This window comes from Paenibacillus sp. 2TAF8, from assembly GCF_052114825.1.
Classification (GTDB): Bacteria; Bacillota; Bacilli; order Paenibacillales; family Paenibacillaceae; genus Paenibacillus.
Genome location: NZ_JBFRFN010000019.1, coordinates 91399 through 111915 on the forward strand (window position 1 = coordinate 91399; position 20517 = coordinate 111915).

The 20517-nt window shown below is 42.9% G+C and carries 16 protein-coding genes; 13 read left to right on the plus strand and 3 right to left on the minus strand.

Annotated elements, in window-relative coordinates; all coding sequences use genetic code 11:
• Positions 1-175 precede the first annotated feature (175 nt).
• The 11 genes from AB4Z30_RS23150 (at position 176) to AB4Z30_RS23200 (ending at position 14611) form a co-directional block, all read left to right on the plus strand.
• Positions 176-2959 (plus strand): class I SAM-dependent DNA methyltransferase, encoded by a 2784-nt coding sequence (locus AB4Z30_RS23150; protein ID WP_441929804.1) that lies wholly within the window; start codon positions 176-178, stop codon positions 2957-2959.
• Complete coding sequence (locus AB4Z30_RS23155) at positions 2956-5037, plus strand: DEAD/DEAH box helicase (RefSeq protein ID WP_441929805.1); 2082 nt, start codon at positions 2956-2958, stop codon at positions 5035-5037. Before AB4Z30_RS23150 ends, AB4Z30_RS23155 begins: the two co-directional genes overlap by 4 nt.
• Positions 5038-6219: a GIY-YIG nuclease family protein gene (locus tag AB4Z30_RS23160; RefSeq protein ID WP_441929806.1), complete on the plus strand. Its 1182-nt coding sequence runs from the start codon at positions 5038-5040 to the stop codon at positions 6217-6219.
• 491 nt (positions 6220-6710) lie between these two features.
• On the plus strand, positions 6711-7145 hold the full coding sequence (locus AB4Z30_RS23165; RefSeq protein WP_441929807.1) for a formylglycine-generating enzyme family protein: 435 nt from the start codon (positions 6711-6713) through the stop codon (positions 7143-7145).
• A gap of 375 nt (positions 7146-7520) precedes the next feature.
• Positions 7521-8483 (plus strand): AraC family transcriptional regulator N-terminal domain-containing protein, encoded by a 963-nt coding sequence (locus AB4Z30_RS23170; protein ID WP_441929822.1) that lies wholly within the window; start codon positions 7521-7523, stop codon positions 8481-8483.
• A gap of 181 nt (positions 8484-8664) precedes the next feature.
• A complete protein-coding gene (locus tag AB4Z30_RS23175) occupies positions 8665-9624 on the plus strand; it encodes an SDR family oxidoreductase (RefSeq protein ID WP_441929808.1) in 960 nt (319 codons plus the stop codon).
• 195 nt (positions 9625-9819) lie between these two features.
• Complete coding sequence (locus tag AB4Z30_RS23180) at positions 9820-10446, plus strand: DUF2306 domain-containing protein (protein ID WP_441929809.1); 627 nt, start codon at positions 9820-9822, stop codon at positions 10444-10446.
• Between the two features lie 184 nt (positions 10447-10630).
• Complete coding sequence (locus AB4Z30_RS23185; protein WP_441929810.1) at positions 10631-11272, plus strand: hypothetical protein; 642 nt, start codon at positions 10631-10633, stop codon at positions 11270-11272.
• 587 nt (positions 11273-11859) lie between these two features.
• Entirely contained in the window at positions 11860-12597 is a 738-nt protein-coding gene (gene pyrH, locus AB4Z30_RS23190; protein WP_441929811.1) for a UMP kinase, read from the plus strand.
• A 273-nt stretch (positions 12598-12870) separates the two neighbouring features.
• Positions 12871-13326: a hypothetical protein gene (locus tag AB4Z30_RS23195; RefSeq protein WP_441929812.1), complete on the plus strand. Its 456-nt coding sequence runs from the start codon at positions 12871-12873 to the stop codon at positions 13324-13326.
• Between the two features lie 169 nt (positions 13327-13495).
• On the plus strand, positions 13496-14611 hold the full coding sequence (locus tag AB4Z30_RS23200; protein WP_441929813.1) for a hypothetical protein: 1116 nt from the start codon (positions 13496-13498) through the stop codon (positions 14609-14611).
• Positions 14612-14741: 130 nt separating this feature from the next.
• Here the strand turns inward: AB4Z30_RS23200 and AB4Z30_RS23205 are convergent, their stop codons facing one another.
• From AB4Z30_RS23205 to AB4Z30_RS23215, 3 genes are all read right to left on the minus strand, one after another.
• Entirely contained in the window at positions 14742-16766 is a 2025-nt protein-coding gene (locus tag AB4Z30_RS23205) for a right-handed parallel beta-helix repeat-containing protein (protein WP_441929814.1), read from the minus strand.
• 229 nt (positions 16767-16995) lie between these two features.
• The gene (locus AB4Z30_RS23210; RefSeq protein WP_441929815.1) at positions 16996-17448 is read right to left on the minus strand and encodes a HEAT repeat domain-containing protein; all 453 of its coding nucleotides are present in this window, start codon (positions 17446-17448) and stop codon (positions 16996-16998) included.
• Between the two features lie 132 nt (positions 17449-17580).
• Entirely contained in the window at positions 17581-18447 is an 867-nt protein-coding gene (locus tag AB4Z30_RS23215; RefSeq protein WP_441929816.1) for a YndJ family transporter, read from the minus strand.
• A 164-nt stretch (positions 18448-18611) separates the two neighbouring features.
• Between AB4Z30_RS23215 and AB4Z30_RS23220 the strand changes: the two genes are divergently transcribed.
• Positions 18612-19670 carry a hypothetical protein gene (locus AB4Z30_RS23220; protein ID WP_441929817.1) on the plus strand — a complete coding sequence of 353 codons (1059 nt, stop codon included), beginning with the start codon at positions 18612-18614 and terminating at the stop codon, positions 19668-19670.
• 335 nt (positions 19671-20005) lie between these two features.
• Positions 20006-20413: a condensation domain-containing protein gene (locus AB4Z30_RS23225; RefSeq protein ID WP_441929818.1), complete on the plus strand. Its 408-nt coding sequence runs from the start codon at positions 20006-20008 to the stop codon at positions 20411-20413.
• The last annotated feature ends 104 nt before the right edge of the window (positions 20414-20517 follow it).

Genomic DNA, 20517 nt, shown 5'->3' on the forward strand with positions numbered 1-20517 from the left:
TTCTTCAAAAACAGAATCATACAACAAAGTGTTGATGAACACTAGCATTTACGATCTACAATTATTTTAAGTATATTCTTAAAAGGATCTCATTCCCAAGGAGTGCTACTCGTATCGCAAAGGAATGACCACGGCTTTATGCCGATAACTGAACTAACTTGGGAGGAAATATGACGTGAATCCAGTTGAAATCGAAGTAGCTGTATCAGAACTAGTGACTCAGCCTTTTGATGAGGAGGAGTTTCCGTTCGCATTTCTTAGGGCTTTTGGGAACAAAGAGACGACGATCAGACGTCTGCGTTCAGGTGAATCAAACAAATCAGATTTAGGTGGAGTCCTCCAGTCGAATAATATTCACATTGTAGTCGCCCAATCTGGAGAATTAGCAAAGGCTCTTGTTGCACTTAAAGAGAGCCGAGCAACGGCTAAAGCAAAAGCTCGCTACATCCTTGCAACGGACGGGACAGAGTTACAGGCAGAGGATCTTGAGACCGACGATCCGCCACTCATTTGTGAATATAGGGACTTACCAAATTACTTTGGTTTTTTCTTGTCACTTGCTGGAATTACTACAGTAAAGCAGGTACGTGATAGTTCTTTTGATATTCGGGCAACAGGTCGGTTAAATAGGCTTTATATCGAGCTATTAAAGGATAATCCGCAATGGGAAACAAGTGAAAGACGCTATGAGATGAACCACTTCATGGCCCGGCTGATTTTTTGCTTTTTTGCTGAAAACACAGGTATCTTTAGAGAAATGCGTCTGTTTACAAACACCATTGAGCGTATGAGCACACATGATGCTTCAAACATGCATGAAGTAATTAGCGAAATTTTTCGAGCTATGAACACAAGGGATTCTAACCGTACAAATGCTAAATTGCCACGTTGGGCTGACACATTTCCTTACGTAAATGGGGGGCTCTTTTCAGGTAGTGTTGGTGTTCCGAAATTTAGCAAAATCGCACGCTCTTACCTTCTGAATATTGGAAGCTTGGATTGGACAAAGATCAACCCAGACATTTTTGGTTCTATGATTCAGGCTGTTGCTGATGAGGAGGAACGTACTGAGCTTGGCATGCACTATACTAGTGTACCAAACATTCTAAAGGTACTTAATCCGCTATTTCTGGACGACTTAAGACTGCAGTTAGAAGGAGTAGGAAACAATCAACGTATGCTACTAAACCTACGCAAGCGTCTTTCGAGGATTCGAGTTTTTGATCCGGCTTGTGGCTCAGGGAACTTCTTAGTCATCGCATATAAGCAGATGAGAGAAATTGAAAACATTATCAATGAACGCCGCGGTGAACCCGGGCGTGAGAGCGATATACCGTTGACCAATTTCCGCGGTATCGAAATTAGGGATTTTTCAGCTGAGATTGCTCGTCTTGCCCTCATTATCGCCGAATACCAGTGCAATGTACTGTATCGTGGTCCGACCCTCGCTCTTGCAGATTTTTTGCCGCTATCATCGGAGAACTGGATTACCTGCGGCAATGCTCTAAGACTGGATTGGCTTAGTATTTGCCCACCGACTGGAACAGATGTGAAATTCCATGGCGATGATCTTTTCAGCACGCCATCAAATCAAGCACAGATTGACTTCGAGAATGAAGGCGGGGAGACGTATATCTGTGGAAATCCACCCTATCGTGGAAGTCAATGGCAAACGGACGAACAGAAGGACGATCTACAGGGAATTTTCTCGGATCGAACAAGAAACTGGAAATCCCTGGACTACGTCTCTGGCTGGTTATTGAAGGCTGCAGATTATGGTACCAGGACGCCAACTGTTTCAGCATTTGTGGCTACTAACTCCATCTGTCAAGGACGCCAAGTAGAAACCTTATGGTCGTTGATTTTCGCTTCTGGCCACCAGATCGCTTTCGCCCATACTTCATTTAAGTGGGCCAACCTCGCCAATAAGAATGCCGGGGTCACGGTGGTGATTGTGGGCTTTTCTACCAATCCGGGTAGTGAGCGTCGGATCTTTAGTGAAAAGCCTAATGGGGAGAATATCGTCAAATCTACAAGTCATATCAATGCTTATCTCGTACCAGGCTCTAACATCATTGTTGGCCCTCGGACTACGCGTATCAGTGAGGTTGCCGAAATGACGTTCGGTAACATGCCTAATGATGGTGGAGGATTGTTACTCGCTCCTGAAGAAGCTGAGAGTGCTGTACGGTTGCATGGTGTCCCTAGCAAATTCATTCGACCATTCCTGGGATCACAGGAATATATTCGAGGGCAAGAGCGCAGGTGTATTTGGATTGGCAGCTCAGAATATGAAGAGGCTGTTGCTAATGAGTGGCTTGCCGCGCGGTTTGAAAGTGTACGAGATAAACGGCGGAAATCGAACCGCCAAACCACCCAAGCCCTCTCCAACGCCCCTCATCGTTTTGGCGAGGTACGGCAGCACGGAGATGAGCGAATTATTGTAGTTCCTGGGGTGAGTTCCGAGGGTCGTCCTTATTTGCCAGTAGGATATCTTCCAGCGGGTAGTATCGTTAGTAATAAGAACTTCGCCATACTGGATGCACCGTTATGGAATCTTGCCCTGATAGCCTCCCGCTTGCATTGGGTCTGGATTGGTACCGTTTGCGTGAGAATGCGAACCGACTTCTCCTATTCCAACACACTCGGATGGAATACCTTTCCTGTCCCTACTCTGACTGAGAAGAATAAAGCTGACCTTACCCACTGTGCTGAGGAAATTCTTTTGGCGAGAGAGACACACTTTCCAGCGACAATTGCAGAGCTCTACGAGCCAGAAAATATGCCGGCCAACCTTCGTGAGGCTCATGAGTATAACGATGAGGTGCTGGAGCGTATCTATATTGGCCGCCGTTTTAGAAATGATACGGAACGGCTCGAAAAGCTATTTGAACTCTACACTAAGATGACAATATCAACGTCACAGACGAAGAGAAGCAAGAAGGGGGCAAACCAATGACAGCAGGAAATAAATTAATCCCTGCCATTTCTGTGTCTTACGCTCGTAACGGAAATTCCAAGAAATCTAATGAGCTGGGAATGCGAACTATGCAAGAGCGTGCCTATGAACGGCGAGGCGAGCAGTACCTACTTATTAAGTCGCCACCGGCATCCGGTAAGAGCCGGGCATTGATGTTCATTGCCCTAGACAAGCTTCAGAACCAAGGACTCAAGCAGGCAATTATTGTTGTGCCTGAAAAGTCAATCGGCTCCAGCTTTAATAATGAGCCACTGAGCCAGTATGGCTTTTGGACTGACTGGGTTGTGGAGCCGAGATGGAACCTATGTAATGCCCCTGGCTCGGACAACGGAGGTAAGGTTAAGTCAGTCGGTGCGTTCCTTGAAAGCAACGATAAAGTCTTAGTTTGTACACATGCTACCTTCCGTTTCGCTGTCGAAAAGTACGGAGTAGAGGCATTTGATAACAGGTTGATTGCGGTAGACGAATTTCACCATGTTTCTGCGAATCCAGATAATAAGCTAGGTTTGCATCTTGGTCAGTTTATCTCCCGCGATAGTGTGCATATTGTTGCGATGACTGGTTCTTACTTCCGTGGCGATGCTGAGGCGGTGTTAGCTCCACAAGACGAGGTAAAGTTTGACACTGTCACTTACACGTATTATGAGCAACTTAATGGATATGAGTATCTGAAACAACTCGATATTGGATATTACTTCTATTCAGATTCATATACAGATGACATTCTTAAAGTGCTAGACTCGTCTGAAAAGACCATCATTCATATCCCAAGCGTTAATTCCCGCGAGAGTACCAAAAACAAGATTAAAGAAGTGGAGCACATCATTGAAGAGCTGGGGGAGTGGCAAGGCACTGATTCCGTAACTGGCTTTCAATTGGTTAAGATATCAGATGGTAGAGTTCTTAAGATTGCCGACCTGGTAGATGACGATTCAACTAAACGAGACCGGGTATCTACAGCATTGAAAGATCCTATCCATAAGAATAATCGCGACCATGTGGATATCATTATTGCTCTTGGCATGGCGAAAGAAGRCTTTGACTGGATATGGTGTGAGCATGCACTTACAATTGGCTATCGGGCGAGTCTTACCGAGATTGTACAAATTATAGGTCGCGCTACCCGCGACGCTCCGGGTAAAACGCGAGCTCGATTCACAAATCTGATTGCTGAGCCGGATGCTTCTGAGGATTCCGTTACTGAAGCAGTAAATGATACTCTGAAAGCCGTTGCTGCCAGCCTGCTCATGGAGCAGGTCCTCTCACCTCGCTTCGAGTTCAGATCGAAGAATGCAGAGAGTGGTCCGGTTGAAGGATTCGATTATGGAGACGCGGGCTACGATCCGGAAAATTGTAATGTAGGTTTTAATCACGAGACAGGGCAAATGCAAATTGAAATCAAAGGTCTCTTCGAGCCAAAGAGCGAGGAAGCTGCGCGCATATGCCGAGAGGACTTAAATGAAGTCATTGCGACCTTCGTTCAAGATAAAAACACTATCGAACGGGGCTTGTTTGATGAGGAAATAGTGCCGGAAGAGCTAACACAGGTTCGTATGGGCAAAATTATCAAAGAGAAGTATCCAGAACTTGATAGCGATGATCAGGAAGCGATTCGTCAACACGCTGTTGCTGCTCTTAACTTAACACAGCAAGCAAAGCAGATTGCGACGAAGAGCGCTGAGGGAAGCAGTGAACCGGTTGCCAACACTGCCCTGATTGATGGGGTTCGTAAGTTCGTGAACGTTCGCGAACTGGACATCGACCTCATCGACCGTATTAATCCATTCAGCGAAGCGTATGCAATTCTATCCAAGGCATTAAGTGAGGATAGTCTGAAGCAAGTTGCAGCCATTATCGCGGCAAAGCGTGTAAACATACCTTATGAAGAAGCCAGATCGTTAACTGAACGAGCTGTTCAATTCAAAAAAGAGCGTGGGCGGCTGCCAGATATAAATTCACAAGATCCATGGGAAAAGCGAATGGCCGAAGGAGTTGCAGCGTTACAGCGTTATTCAGCCCAACAGAAGGCCGCTCAAGGCAACGGAGGTGAAGTATAGATGACTAACCTCTCTGATGACGATCTTCTCCGAGAACTTGGTGTAGAGTATGAAGTAGAAAGGACACGCTCTTACACGCCACATCAAGAGCGTATCATCGCCGGGTTTGAAGAGATCCAGCAATTTGTGAAAAAGCATGGTCGTACTCCGCAACATGGAGAAGAGAATGGCATATTCGAAAGACTATATGCAGTGCGGCTTGATCGACTGCGGGCACAGGAGAATTGTAGATCCCTACTTGCTCCTCTAGATAGCCAAGGTTTGCTAAGTGAAGAAGAGATTAAACAAATCGATCAGGTAACTACCTTGGATGATGATGAACTGCTTGCTGAACTTGAAGGAATGCTCGCTACTTCAGATATTACAGAATTACGCCATGTTCGCTCTCAAAATGAAAAACGAGCTGCCGAGGAAATTGCGAATCGCGAGGAATGTAAAGATTTTGCTCGTTTCAAACCTTTGTTTGAGCAGGTTGAGAACGAACTTAAATCCGGGGATCGAGAGACGCGTCCATTTGGTAATGATGCGAGCATTAATAAGGGGAACTTCTTTATCTTAGGGGGGCAACTTGCCTACGTAGCTGAGATAGGGGATGAATTTAAGGCTCCTAATGGTCATTCTGATGCACGACTTAGGGTCATCTACTCTAATGGTACAGAGAGCAATCTTCTCCTCAGATCCTTACAGCGTGCTTTGTACAAAGATGAGGCTGGACGTCGATTAACCGATCCGATCGGTGGAGGGTTGTTTAGTACAGACTGGGAAGAGAATGATATCCAGAGTGGGACCATCTATGTACTGCGAAGTTTATCTAATCATCCCTTTGTCTCAGAACATCGTGAACTCATTCATAAGATTGGTGTGACCGGTGGTAAAGTTGAATCCCGTATCGCTAATGCAGCTCATGATGCTACTTATCTCCTGGCAGATGTGGAAGTCGTAGCAAGCTATAAGCTAGCTAGCATCAACCGAACGAAGTTGGAGGGCATATTCCACCGCATTTTCGCCCTTGCTCAGCTCGATATTACGATCAATGACCGTTTTGGTCACCCCGTACGCCCGAAAGAATGGTTTCTTGTTCCTTTAAATGTAATCGACGAAACAGTGAGTCGTATTCAAGATGGTTCAATTATTAATGTAGTATATGATCCTACGATCGCTCGTTTGGTCGAACGGCTGTGACTGTAGTGGAAGTTCTATTCTAAATACCGATAAATTAAGAGCGAAGGATACCTAGCGAGCGTCCTTCGCTTCGCTCTATAACCGATACGGTGAACCGTATCACAAAGTGGTAAAGCGGAGAATAGAAATAATTGTCGCAGCATCGCTACTAAGAGAAACTTACGCATTGGAGATGCAGAGTGGTGGATGTGGACAATGGAGAAAATTATGGAGTGAACAGGGGGGCTTCATATGACAATCGAAAAGTATGGAAATAACAGAGAACGATTTATAAATGATTTAATGAATTTGATGGTACCCAATAGAAGGTGGGATCGTTGAATTACGCGATTATATTAATATGAATAAATGGCTGAGTTCTAATTACACATTATCAAACCCTGGAAGAGAAAGTGATAGAAAGGTTATTACTTGGACTGAAACATCCGTATACATATAGTCTGCCAATTACGGAAGTTTCTTAGGTAGATTCGCTTATCTTATGTAACGAATTGTCCAGAATACATGGCAGAACTGAATGCTATTTAATCACAGGTGAAAGTCAGAACACTATTTATAATCAACAAGCGAATGGCTTTCGATTATTATCAGACGCAGAATGGCAGTATGCGTGTAAAGCGGGGACCAAGGGATATCGATATGAAAGTATCGATAAGATTGCATGGTATCAAGAAAACGCTGATGGATCAGTTCAACAAGTCGGAAAACTGTTTCCTAATCCATGGGGGCTTTACGATATGATCGGAAACGTTTGGGAGTGGTGCTGGGATTTGTATGATGCTGAACGATATGGGGACTATAGAGTCTTCCGCGGAGGCAGTTGGGCTGAAGTTGAAAATAATTGTGGATCAACGACTAGAAGGAAAAGTATGCCTGATTTCAAGATAGATGACCTTGGCTTTAGAATAGCACTTACAAAACCATGAGAATACGCATTTACCTGTCTTTAATTATCGCCGCTAGAGTGGGTGAATACCTTAACAGTGAGTTACATAAAGAGATTTTATTACTTGGGCGGAGAAGCTATATTTTTACGATTTCTTCGATTATAACTTCTATTCCCGTTGCTTTACCACAGAATTGATCTGAACCGTATCATAAGTAAAACACATTGGGAGGCGATAGCGAGAAATGCTGTCCGCTTCGTGCTAGCAGGGAATCCCCTCGGACTTGCAGAAGGGTAGACTTGAGATATCCATGTTAATTTAACTTTAATGCTTAAGCTTTCTGGATGCGCCTGTGGTATCATGAACATGCCTATCATCCTGTTACATCTGAGGGGGAAGAAGTTGCTTGTGAACATGGACAATTACTATAAATATGAGGATGTATCTGTATTAGATGATGCCAATTCAGCGCTAGATCGTGAAGCAGCTCGGTTGGCGAGTTTGATTTACACGCATACTTCGCAGGATGGGACCTATGCTTCACCGATCCATGGTCTGTATGTGAACCGATATTCGCAAGTAGAAGTGGCGGATGATGTTCACACTATGTTCTCGCCGGCAATCTGCATTGCAGCGCAAGGGAAAAAGCGAATTACCGTAGGCAAGGATGCTTATGAGTATGGTGCTTCGCGAATGTATATTGCCCCCGTTGCCTTGCCTGTTGCGATGAAAATCATGCAGGCCAGCCCCCAAATACCGTTCTTGGGGATAGGTCTATACCTCGATCCGCAAAGGATTGCTTCGTTGCTGCCGATGGTATTTCCTAATGGTTTACCGGAGGTTCGCAATCGCAGTGCGTGCTATGTCATCGAAGCAGACTTGGCCATGATGAACGCCGCTGCAAGATTGATGGCTTGCCTGTCCTCTCCCGATGATGCTCAAATGCTGGCTCCATTGGTGAAAGACGAGATTTATATCCGCGTCCTCCGTAGCCCAATCGGTGTTTATGTTGCCGAGACTGTTCTGGCGGAATCGGGCATGCAGCAGGTTGCAAAAGCGATTGATTGGCTCCAAAATAACTTTTCTCAGCCGTTGAAAGTAGCGGATTTGGCGGAGCTGGTCCATATGAGCGAATCGTCGTTTCGCGAGTATTTCAGATCGGCTACTGCGATGAGCCCTCTGCAATATCAAAAGGTGCTGCGCCTGCAAGAGGCGAGGCGTCTAATGTTATCCAGCTCCATTGACGCAACGACGGCGAGCCGGCGTGTAGGCTATTTGAGCGATTCCCAATTTAGCCGCGATTACAGCCGATTTTTTGGGTGTCCTCCAACTAGAGATATCACAAGGTGGCGTCAGGACCAGCAAAAGTTGAAGTGAAACGCACATGTAAACGGCTTTTCAAATTTCCGCGGGCATAGAACCTAGCGGATTTTTCCTTTTTAAGCGGCGGAATCTGTTGAATCAGGCAAAAACTCCGACGGAAAAGGCAAAGACCGCAGTAGTCAATCCCCTATACTAAGAGTAAACATCCTATCGATAGGAAAGGGGATTTCTGAAAATGCGTGTATTGGTTACAGGGGCGACAGGCTTCATCGGAGGGGCGGTCGTTAGCGAACTGCTGGATGCCGGTCATCAAGTGGTTGGTCTTGCCCGTTCTGAAAAAGCCAACAAACGGCTTACGGCACTGGGTGCCCAGGTTCAAGTCGGTTCGATTGAGGATTTAGCAGGCTTGCGCAAAGTGGCTGCTGCAGTAGACGGGGTCATTCATTTGGCCTTCTTCCACAAGTTCTCGCATGCGGGCCTTCCAACTCGGCTTAGGGTTTTATTCGGCGGGAATCCTCGTCATGTAGTGATGCGATTTATGAAGGCTGCAATTGAGACCGACAGGCGAGCCATCGAGACACTCGGCACTTCCTTACCCGCCGGTGACCGGGCGCTTGTCGTCGCGATGCCTACGATGACGCTTACTCCCGGCCGTCTCGGAACGGAGGACAGCGCTGGGGATCCTCAATCGCAAGGTGGATTACGCATCATTTCAGAACATGCCACCCTAGACTTGGCGAATCGGGGGATACGTTCCTCGATTGTACGCCTCCCACCGATCGTACACGGTGAAGGCGATAAGACGGGCTTGTTCCCAAATCTGGTGAACATCGCTCGTAAGAAGGGGTTATCCGCCTATACAGGCTCCGGTAACAACCGTTGGCCATCCGTGCATCTACTGGATGCGGCGCGCCTTTTTAGACTCGCCTTAGAACAAGCTCCGGCAGGGTCCCGGTTTCATGCAGTGAGCGAAGAGGGCATTCCATTTCAAGAGATCGCCACGGCTTTGGGCCTCCACTTGAACTTGCCGGTCCAAGGTATTGGGGTTGAAGAAGCAGGTAAACATTTCGGATGGCTTGCACCCTTCACGAAAACGGATAATCCGGCGTCCAGTGCGTTGACGCAGGAACGTTTAGGATGGAAACCAGTATATCCTACCCTTTTAGATGATATTCGGAAGGGGTATTATTTCTAACTGTAAAGCTGGGAGGAAGCGAAGATCCGTTTGCACCAAAAGTACGACAGGAAACTTGATCACGACAAGCGTTGAATTTGTGCGTCCCTTTCTAGCCGATGCCTTAATCGAGAAGATCGGTATTGACTCTATAGCCACTATAGGGTTTAAAGGGACAACAGCTTCACGGTGCATCAACGGAGGAGGATAATTCAAATGGGAAATAAGATGATTCGGGCACTCGTTCTCATTCTTGCATTTTCGATTGCCGGATACGCAATTGTTCAGTATGGCGTGCTTAAAGCTAGTGATGCAGGACTTGTCTCTTTCAAATTGCAAAAGCCGAATTTTGAACTCAAACCATGGATATATGTACTATACATCCATATTGTTACCGCGATATTTGCCTTGATCATAGGACCCTTTCAACTATTTATGAAGCCAACGAATGATAGGAAACGTTGGCATCGCCTATTGGGGTATGGATATGTTCTTTCGATTACAGTTAGTGGAATCGTGAGTGTGTATTTATCCCTTTTTGCCACGGGAGGTTGGGTTGCCGGGCTTGGGTTCATGTCGCTCGATGTATTGTGGGTTGCGACGACGCTTATTGCAACGAGAAAAATTATGGCGAAAGACATCCAAGCTCATGAAGCATGGATGCTTCGCAGTTATGCGCTTACTTTTGCAGCGGTCACGCTTCGAATCTGGTTAGCGCCGCTGAATCTTCTGCTTGGCGATTTCGAGGCGGCGTTTCGGGTTGTCGCTTGGGTTTGTTGGATTCCTAATCTGCTCGTCATAGAAGCCGTGATTTCCAGAAGGAGGTTGCGGCAACGGCAATGATTTACAACTGCCAGCTACAAGAAGGAATGCTAAATGCGCTTCTTCTGTACAATGAGAATTAATCAATCAGTTCAGAGGTATTCGCTGAGGAATCTGAATTAATAGAAGAGAAATAAGATCGATGTCGCAATGAAGTACTTAGGTCTATTTTTGGACAAGATTTGTATGAGGGAGAGTTGGTAGAATGCCAATGGACAATCAAATGAAGGTTTTGGTTGAGCGAACAGAGAGTATTCTCTATTATGCCGAATCTGACCTATCGAAAGATCAGGGGGCAGGTTGGATCGGCGGAAATGCACCTCAATTTTTTGATGATCAAGACGACCACATCCATGAAGGTAACCAAAAATATCTTTTTTACTTGAGCCTCGTCCATCCTTTTAAATCGGAGAGCATGATTTCGATCTTCATCCCTGAAGACTATGAGGAGTATTTGAAAAACAATATGTATCCTAATTGCTCGATCAAGGTAATTGAGCACCCCATTTCAACTGAAAGCATCAAAGAGATGTTTACTAACCCAGGCCTTAAAAAACACACCATCTCAGACGGGACACTAAGCAATGACCAAAAATCAATGGATCAGTCTTTTTTGATCAAAGTAGGGGGAAACCCGAGACTTATTCAAAATGAAGACTATTATTTTACGAATTTGATGGAGGAGTCATTTTCTTTTTTATTTCAAGTAGATGAAGATGGTTACCCCGAAACGTTGGTTCAAAACGACTACAATTATCCTTTTGGTTTTGGATCACTATATGTCTTTGCCATGGTAAGAGCCACCGAGATTCAACACCCTGTAGCAGGTTTTTGGCAATTCTCTTGATTTCGCTCTATAAATGTTACGATGAATACGGCTGAAGGCTGCTCCCATATGGCCCACAATACCGGCCTGCTCACAATCATGAATTACATTACCTCGCACGATGTGACTGCCAACTCGATCTTTATGCCAGCCAGGGCGTAATGCGCGTAAAATAACCTCCTGCTCCCGTTGAGTCCCGCCTTTACTACGCTTCTCCAAAGCATTGGTGTGACCTGTACCGATTTCGGTACCCAGGCTAATACCAACGCATTTGGATTCACTGATTATATTATTTTCAATAATCCAGCCTTTGCTCCAGTAAGGTCCGATCAAACCTACCTGGTAGTCCGTAAGCGGCGCCCATTGAGGAGAGGTTTGACGAAGGGTGAAGCCACTATTAACTATCTAAAATATGTAGGTTAGGGTAATTGCAATTTGCTTTTACGTAATGTAGAATTATCTGATGGAAAAAACGTGGAAGGGGTGGGAGTATGAGGTGGAAACAGAAGACTTACAATCAGTCGACTTGTGTAATTTCATATTTCCATTCCATTAGAACACTAAAGCATTTATTGCTTTAGTGTTTTTATTTTATGGGGGTGTAAGAATTGTCAAGGTACAAAAGGGTTCTCGTTAAGCTAAGTGGTGGAGCAGTAGCAGGAAACTCAGAATTTGGTTTTGAGCCAGCGATGTTAGACCATATTGCAGATGAAATCATGTCAGTTGTAAACTTGGGCGTTGAAGTATCGCTGGTTATAGGTGGGGGTAACATTTTCAGAGGGAATATGGCGGAAAGCTGGGGGATAGAAAGGGCAGAAGCTGATAACATTGGGACGCTTGCGACTGTTGTAAATAGTTTAATGCTTCGTGGAGTTCTTAAGGCCAAGACCCAAAAGGAAGTACGAGTAATGACGGCAATACCTATTACTTCAGTTGCAGAACCATACATTCGTCTAAGAGCAGTCCACCATCTAGAAAAAGGCTATATTGTAATTTTTGCAGGGGGGAATGGTCAACCTTACGTTACAACAGACTATCCTTCAGTACAAAGAGCCATCGAGGTTAATTGTGATGCTTTATTAGTTGCAAAGCAAGGGGTTGATGGTGTTCTTAATGCAGACCCTAAATTGGATAAAGATGCAAGGAAATTCCGTTCACTTCATTACAACGATGTATTAAAACACAACTTAAAGGTAATGGACCAATCGGCTTTCATTTTAGCAAGAGACTACAATCTGCCCATGCATGTGTTTAACTTCGATAAACCAGGCTCGATGAAGGAAATTTGTGAAGGTAAGAATAACGGTACGATAATTAGCGGCGAATCCGTTTTAGAGTTGGAATGAAGTATGTTAGAAATGCTACTCCCCTTTATGTAGCGGAATGATAGTTCCATAAAGGAAAAGGTATAAACAGAAACCCACTCCACCAAAGGAGTGGGTTTCTGTTTATATTGATATGTATATTTTGTGGTAGACTGAACTTTGTTTTTAGTTATATTACGGGAGGGACGTACCACAAGTAGGGTAAAATGGATGATAGTACTTCAGTTTTAATTAGTTTACATTAATATATAGTTTATAAATCAGAATAAGAAACAACATTTGGAGGTTTTTACTATGAAAAATAACGCAAAAATATTATTGACGGTTCTGATTACGATGGGAATTCTTATTCCCCTATACATGAACACTACTCATTCAAATTCAGAACCGGAAACACCAACTGAATTCATTAATACTCCTTTACCCACATCAACAGTAATTAGGAATGAAGACCTTGCTGGCACTTCAACTATGAAACAATTTGATATGCCAGATGGATATGGTTATGCAAAGGTTAAGTTTAAAAACACAGGTTCTAAGCCATTTACTTTCACCATTAACCTAGGATCTGCAGCAGGAACAATGAAGTTGTCCGGAACTGTCCTAGCGGATGGAAAGGAGCATACGTTCTTTAACGACAAGGTCTGGTCAACTGGAGACTACTTTGTAAATATTTCTTCCTCACAAGGTATGTCTGGTACATTGAGTATAGATCTGGGAGCTGATCTAAATAAAATAAAGAGTTTATGAGTCACCAAGAGATTCGCCTAGCAACTCGCTATGTAAATTAGCTTGTACGTTCAAGTGAACCATACCACAAGCAGGGAGAAGTTTGAGTATAAACTAATTATATTGTTGATTTGATACGCACTATTTTAGTAAGATTTTAACATAATATAAAATAAGAGGGGGATTAACTTTGATAAAAGTAGAATTAGCTAACGATGAGGTAGCTATAAATATTTTTAAAGTTGATGGAGTTACAGTTGCTGGGAAGATGGGGTACATCACTGAAAAGGGACATAAAAATCTTTGGGCACGTGTGAAAGATTATAATTTATCTCAGAGAGCGCTAGAAGCTTCTTTTACCGAAGTTCCGAAAGAGATTTCCTCACTTACACTATTTTATCCCTTAGAATCTAACGATTATATTGATGAGATTGAAATAGTTAGGAATAGTGATCATTATGATGATATGGAATTACACTTTAATTTTTATTGGGATTTTGAAAAATGGAAAAAACCCTACAGTATCGAGGAATTTGCCGAAGTTATGGAATTTACAGCTTCACAACATAGAGATCAAAACGTTAGATGGGTGCAGCAAGATGAAGTTATAAGCAATGGTTGTCATATTACCTGTGATACTTTTTCAAAAGAGAGGACTATACTATCGGTTGTTGATCAGCACATACCTATTATTGAGGAAATTTACCAAAACGCTAATAAGTTCTTAATGGAAAAAACAAGAGAGGGATCCTTGGTTAGTCTGTTTCAGTTCCCTGAACACGTTCGTGTCGCGTGCGAGCAATATCTACTTTATTTTGCGGAATTCTTAAAAGATATAGGTATTAACGCAATGACAGATATTAGCCATGAGGCTAGCCAAGTTATTTTCTCTGTGACACCTGAAACTAGTGAGATAGCACTAACTAAAATCCGTGAAGCACTAAATATTTATCTTCAATTGCCTATCAATTCATCTAATTTAAACTATGTTAATATGAGTGTTGGTCCTAGAGAACAACAGTTATTAGCAAATATTCAGCACCTTAATGGGCAGTTAATGCTCTCTAACGCGTTAGTACAAGCTCAACAGGAAATTATAGATAATCAACGAATCACAATGGATCAGCAACATAGAATAATTGATTCCTCAATTCTTCAACAATCCTTGTTAAAAGACTCCAATTCTAAAGAAGATAAAGAAAAAATTTTAGGAGGAACTGTTTCACTGACCAAATATAAAGGAAAGGGATATGAGATCAACACTCCAGGGATATACCGTTGGATCAAAGAAAAACTTATTAAGTGATTATTAATGATAAACTTTCATAAAACATACAGCATTTAGGGATTCTGTTCTTCAATCCCGCTCAGCGGAATAGAGGTTCGTCACATGAAAAGATCCAGTCACCTAAAGTGACTGGATCCTCAATGACAAACTAAATTTCAAACTCAATACTACCCTTCTCGCTTAACTCAAACGGACCAGGTGTAATTTCCGCATCAGGTCTCTTTGTTCTGAAAAAGTCGGAGTCAAAGCGATATGGAGTGCTGTCAGGTTCCTCATACTTCATATCGGCGTGATACGTTTTTCCAAGCAGGTCGGAGGTAATCACCATGGCAGAGGTACCCCGAAGTAATTCGGCCTCATTGATCTGAATCTGCACCTTACCTAGCGCAGGATCAACTTCAATGTTTATTCCCTTCTGTGAATGTATCTTCGCATCGGATTCGTGAGTGCTTGGAACCGCATGGTTAAGATATACATTGCCACCCATAGCTACCGGAAGAACGGCATTGCCTATAAAGAAATCCTTCGCGGCATCGCCAAGCTCCATAAGCTCCTCTTTGGTGTATTCCCACCACTTCTTGTCTTTGACATTCGGATGTTGATCGTAGCCGCCAAGTCCCACAGCATGCAGATAACAAATGGAATTGTCCGGCACACCATCCATGACCGTCTTGCCGTCCTCTCCAACGGCATCCCTTGGTTTAAGGGGAAGATGTTCAAAAAAGGTGATTGGAACAGGCTCCTTATTCGCATCGTTATCACCCAAAAAGATATTGTTGTAGTACCTGTCATCGCCCCCCGTGATATTGGAGTATCCGGCCATGGCTGTCTCGTGAGGGAAGTGATATGGCGTAATACGAGTAATCTCGGAACGAACGACAAATCGGCCTGCAAATAAATTATGGGCAAATGCGCCGCCCTGAGCCATATTTCTGAAATTCATGGGCGAGAGGAATAGATTATGATCGACCATATACGGACCATGACACACCTCAACGAAGAGGTCTTCTGAAATGTTGTCGAAAAATACATTACGGCTGATCCGGGTGCCCTGTGCCTGCCAGTCAAGCCAAAGCGCACGGTAACAGCTATACATTATGTTTTCGCTAATTTGAGTATCCAAGGAAGCATGCAGTTTAATTCCCGCGACTTCGGCACCATGTCTGAGTCGTTTGTGATGAATGTTATAGATCCGATTCTGATAAATGTGGCTGAAGGCTGCTCCCATATGACCTACTATACCGGCCTGCTCACAATCATGAATTACATTACCTCGCACGATGTGACTGCCGACGTGATCTTTATGCCAGCCGGAGCGTAATGCGCGTAAAATAACCTCCTGCTCCCGTTGAGTCCCGCCTTTACTACGATTCTCCAAAGCATTGGTGTGACCTGTACCCATTTCGGTACCCAAGCTAATACCAACGCATTTGGATTCACTGATAATATTATTTTCAATAATCCAGCCTTTGCTCCAGTGAGGTCCGATCAAACCTTCTTGGTAGTCCGTAGGTGGTGCCCATTGAGGGGAAGCTTGACGAAGGGTGAAGCCACTTACGGTTATGTAGTTCAATCCTGGCTTCTCAGGCCAGAAGCAAAAAGGACGCACATTGATTTCTACATTTTCCTTCCGTGGATCTTTCCCTCCGAAATTAGCCCAGATTTTTGTTGTTGTAGAACCAACTTCAGCATACCATTTCAACAGTGAATCCTTGGAATACTTGGCTTCAGGCCAAACTTCCGGATTGTGAACGCTTTCAATGTTTTCGCATTCATACAAGGATTTGCCATCCAAATATACGTCGCCGAGATGAACCGGAAACGGCCCGTCAAACAACCAGTCTCCACTGAGTTCCACCTCAAAAGGATTACGAACAGAAAAGACAGAATTCAGCACTTCTGTGCTCCAGACATGGTCTCCTTCAGACTTCCAGTCAGTAACCCGCTCAGCGCCTGTAATGACGACTTCCCCGTCTCCTGCGGATCGATACACGATTCGATGCTCCGCTGTTCCTCCATTCGCCGGGTTAACCCATTCTCTGTATACTCCCGCATGAACAATAACTGTATCACCAGCCATGGCATGAGCCGCAGCGCGTGATATGGTACGAAGGGGTTGATCTGCTGTTCCTTTTCCTTGATCACTCCCATGTATGGATACATGATATTCCATAACAACTCTCCTTCTTCCTACAATGTTTGTTGGTTTCCATTATTATACTAGAAAATAAATGTAATGGGAGAGACAGGAAGGTGGATGTTTTATGAACAGCTGCTCTGGTGACATTGATCTGATGGAGATGACCCTGAAGAAATAGAGAAGCCACTCCAACCTTTGGAGTGGCTCTATACTTGGCTATTATGTTGTACTCGGCTGTTCTATACTGTGATCAGCATCTATCTTATTTTTTGCCTAGTGTCTCCCAAATTCCGTGGAGCCAAGAGTCAAACTCAGCATCTTTGTCGCCTTCATAAGCATCATAGAGATCTAGACGTGTCTTTTGCAGTTTTTCCTTAAATTCCTCAAATGTGTGACCTTCGGGAAGGCTTTTTTTGATCCGCAGCAAAATTTTGTTCGTACCTTTAAACAGCTCACCTTTGTTTTTGGCAGGCATCTGTACATCTTCACCCAAATGTTTGAGCTTGAGATATGCGGCTTCGCGCACTTGGAACACTTGATCATTTTTCAGAACATTCTGCAGCAACTTAAGGGTAGGTTCTGTATCCCAGTTCCCCAATTCGTTCACCGCATTCAGTCTGTCTCTCCAGCTTGACGTCCGAGTAGCCGCTCGTTTGAGCTCTTCAAAGTTCTCTGGTAGTTCGTTAACTGCTCCAATATCATGGTTGTTCGTCAAAATTCAATCTCCTTAATCATTGCCATCTCGGCAAATGATGAATGTTATTTATGTGATCACTATTATAGCACGAACCCGACTAAACTACTCCTATGAAGCCGAATAGTTAGCCTAAATCCACGTTCACCCGATTCATAAAGATGCACCAGCCCATCTGTTCTCCTTGGCAATCTTTTTCTCCTGAATAGAGTCCAGCATGTACACCCAACCAATCAATCCGCATAAGACAAAACCAAATGCGTGTAGAGCTCCGTAAATGGGAATAAAATCGAGAATGGTTAAGGAGTACATATTTTTCAGTAACGGATAGAAGATGGAAATGACAACAACCGTGTAGAAGGCTAGACAAGAAAGGCCTAGGAAGAAGGATGCCTGCATATTTAAAGCGTTTTTCCTCAAGTAAGCCAGGAGATAAGCGGTATAAAACACAATATTACATGCGAACAAAGCGACACCAACGTACTCAATCGGCTTGGAGAAAATCATACCAGAAGCAATCAGCAGGGGTCCAATAATATCGATGGCAACTACCCAGGGATACCAGCTTTTTTTCGTCATAATCCGTCCCAGTGCACCAATGAAAATCGGAACAATCGCAGATGAGAAATGAAAGTGAACCGAGCTTAACGCGTGTGTTGCCACATTAGCATTAAAGAGATTCACTTGATATTGATATAACGTAAACCACATGCCTCCGATAAAAAAATAGACGAGTCCCGCGCCAATCGCGATTTCCGCTGCTTTTCCTTTTGCCATCACAATCGTGGTCAAGCTATAGATGCCCAGCAGTAGTGTGAATAGTAGCCAACCCAGGGAGAGCATGCCAGGTATTGCCGTGCCTTCGAATCCCCACATCTTATTGCTCATGACGGAAAATAGGGTGAGAAGTGCTGCCGGATATTGAAGCCATTTCATAAGGACGTACATTATTCGTTGCTGTTTATTCTTCGCATCATATCTCAAGAGCAAAATGACAAGAGGTACAATGACAAATGCCAAGAACAGTTGCTGCCTGGGATCTTGAATAGATAGAGGATTAATATGGATAGATAAATCCAATCTGTAAATTAAATAGGGGATTAATTAAAATATATTGACAACCTTACAATTTTTAGTCAATATACTTGTATATTTAAGAGAATCTTAAGGGGGATTAAGAGGATATGCATGGTATGAGCAATAGCGTAGAGCCCTATAATGATATGTGGATGGATTGTGTATCTAATAATCTAATATCTATGCTTATAAATGAAAATAAATCATTTAGAAATATATCCTTACATATGGATTCAATGTATCTGAAAAAAGTATATAACCAGTCCTACAGTTCTGAGAATATACAGGGGGAACTTGTTTCTAGTGGGGCATACTTTCCAAAAATAGAATATAGCTTAGATATGCTGGATGAGTTAATTGATAGTTATGTCGAAGAATTCTCAAATCTTGAATCTGATGTGCACCAATGTATTAAATCAGCCCTTTGCGATGGATTCTATGTATTTGTCACTGTGGACCGATACTTTTATCCAAGTGGTGTGAATTCCAACATATCACATCTCTATCATCCTACTTTTATATACGGATACGATGAGGAGCAGCAATGCTATTTGGCGTTAGAGGATTGTGTTGTTATGGGGAAAATGGATAAGTATAGAATTCCTTATTACTCGGTTGATGCATCTTTTGAGCACTTAATAAATGCAAATAAACCAATTAAGTTGAGACTATGCAAAGTAAATGAATCGGCCAAAGGATTCCAACATGAATTAGAGTTTCAAAGGTTAATTGAGGTTTTAGAACGAAGCTTGGCTGGAACTCCAAAGTACAACGAGGATTATGATCTTCATTATCATACTGGAATGGATGCCTTGGATTCTTATTTAAGTGAATTCATTTTCTTGTTTTCAAATTTAGGTGCTGATGACACCTACCGGACAAGAACACTTTCTTTCTGTCAGAACCATACTCGTAACATAGAGATTACTCATAAGATTAGAGATAATTACGATATCAATGTTTTGCAAATTGAAAAAAAGTATTTAGAACTTTATAAGATGTGGAAGTCATTTAAAAACAGCAGTTTTTACTTTTTAGAGAAAAGAAAGGTTGGTTATAGTATAAGCAGCAAAAATATGCTTGAACTGCATTCCAAATTAGAGATTATTACAGAAATGGAACGAAACGCAACAGAACTACTTTTGTCTGCTTGTTGCTCTCTTTGAGCAAATTTGTTAAATAGGCAACTAGAAATGCAAGACATAATAACGCTTACAATTTAGACTTAAAATTTGGTCCATGTTAGGCCAATACATTACCCATTAAAGGTTGATTTGAAAACGATTACGTGGTAATATTTTCAATGTAAATATTACCTAATTTAACCGTTGTTTCGGCACGTTAAATGATGCTGTAATATTGATATAAAAATTCCAATGTAAGAAGTATCTTCAAATACTTCTATGGCCAAGCCATGCCCTAATACTCAATAGAAATGATAAACGTATGCGATCCATTTCCGGGTCGCATTTTTAATTGTTTAAATAAGGAGGGGATTCGATTGGCAAGAGTAGAAAACAAGAAATGGTATCACTTAACTCATTCACAAAAACAAATCTGGAACAATGAGAAAATGAATCCTAACAGTTCATTATACAACTTAGGAGGGTGTATTTCTTATATTGGTGAAACTGATATTGGATTACTTGAGAAGAGTATTCGTATATTCATTGAGTATTATGAAGGGCTCCATTTTCGATTTACCGAGTTAAATGAAATTCCCTTCCAATATGTTGATATAAATACCCCTAATATTATGCCAGTCATTGATTTTACTAAACATCCGGATCCCGATGACCAGCTTGAAATCTGGATGAACCAGCAAGCACAAATCCCATTTATATTAAATAAAGGTTGTCTTTTCGAATTCATACCTAATATCGGCTCAGGCAAATCCTTAAGGGTTTGATACCAGTATTCTTGATCCCTCTTAAAACGACTAGATAATAATCGATACTCTTCCTCCGCTTGTAGAAAATCTTCTAGATGGGTTGATTGTCCTTCATAAGATTT